This is a genomic window from Methylobacter luteus IMV-B-3098, from assembly GCF_000427625.1.
In the GTDB taxonomy this organism is placed as follows: Bacteria; Pseudomonadota; Gammaproteobacteria; order Methylococcales; family Methylomonadaceae; genus Methylobacter; species Methylobacter luteus.
This window is the reverse complement of the sequence record NZ_KE386569.1, coordinates 4,171,913-4,173,029: the sequence shown is the minus strand read 5'-3', so window position 1 is coordinate 4,173,029 and position 1,117 is coordinate 4,171,913. Positions and strand designations below refer to the sequence as shown.

Sequence of the window (1,117 nt, the reverse complement as noted above, 5' to 3'; positions counted from 1 at the left end):
ATCAGTTGACTCGCTTCGCCGTCCTGCTCGATGAAGAGGGTGCGCAAGGCTTCGTGGCGGGCCACGATCCGGTCCAGCGCGCGCCGCAGGGCCGTTACGTCCAGCACGCCCGTCAGCCGTATCCCGCCGGCGATATGGTAGGCTTCGCTGGCGCCTTCCATTTGGGCGAGAAACCAGAGCCGCTGTTGGGCAAAAGACAGCGGCAGGCGCTGGTCACGGTCAGCATGAGGGATAGAAGTATCCTTTAATTGCTTGCGTTTTAATTTTCCGGCTATTGCTTGTTTAATTAATGCTTCACGTTCGAGTGTTGATAACTTATCTACGGAATAACTTTTCATGCTACTAGCCTTGATTTAGGTTGAAATATAATTTTCGTCATGATTGATACCCCTCAAGAATCATTCATAAATCTCATAACTTGAATCATTCATAAATCTTATAACCTGCGCTAAATCATCCTCATCAAACTGAGCCAATTGCGCATCGACGATCCGGGCAGCAAGAAATGAAAGCACTGGCGCCATGAAGACATCTTGTAGCACCAGTTCAACCTCGAATTGCTGCTTGATTTCAAGCACCAGCTTGACTACCAGCAGGGAATGCCCGCCGAGTTCGAAGAAATTATCGTGGCGGCTGACCTGGTCGACTTTGAGCAGCTCGGCCCAGATGGCGGCCAGGGTCTGCTCGGTCTCGCCTTGCGGCGCCTCGTACTCCCGTGCGCCATAAGCATCGCCCTCCGGCGCCGGCAGGGCTTTGCGGTCCAGCTTGCCGTTGGCGGTCAGCGGCAGCGCTTCGAGGTGCACGAAGGCGACAGGCACCATGTATTCGGGCAGCGCCTCGGCCAGATGCGCGCGCAGGCTGTCCACGGTCAGTTCGGCGTCACCCGTGTAGTAGGCCACCAGGCGCTTGTCGCCGGCGCCGTCCTCGCGAGCCAGCACCGCCGTTTCCCGGACCGCCGGGTGTTCGGCCAGCCGGGCCTCGATCTCGCCCAGTTCGATGCGGAAGCCGCGCACCTTGACCTGGAAGTCGTTGCGGCCGAGGAATTCGATGCTGCCGTCTTCCCGCCAGCGGCCCAGGTCGCCGGTCTTGTACAGCCGGGCTTCGGGTTCATCGCTGA

2 protein-coding genes are annotated in these 1,117 nt (G+C 58.0%); both read right to left on the bottom strand.

The features are described from left to right. The coding region (locus METLU_RS26190; protein WP_036243390.1) for a condensation domain-containing protein at positions 1-338 on the bottom strand (338 nt) is incomplete at its 3' end. A gap of 60 nt (positions 339-398) precedes the next feature. Then, positions 399-1,117: AMP-binding enzyme (locus METLU_RS26185; RefSeq protein ID WP_036243387.1), on the bottom strand; the 719-nt coding region annotated here is incomplete at its 5' end.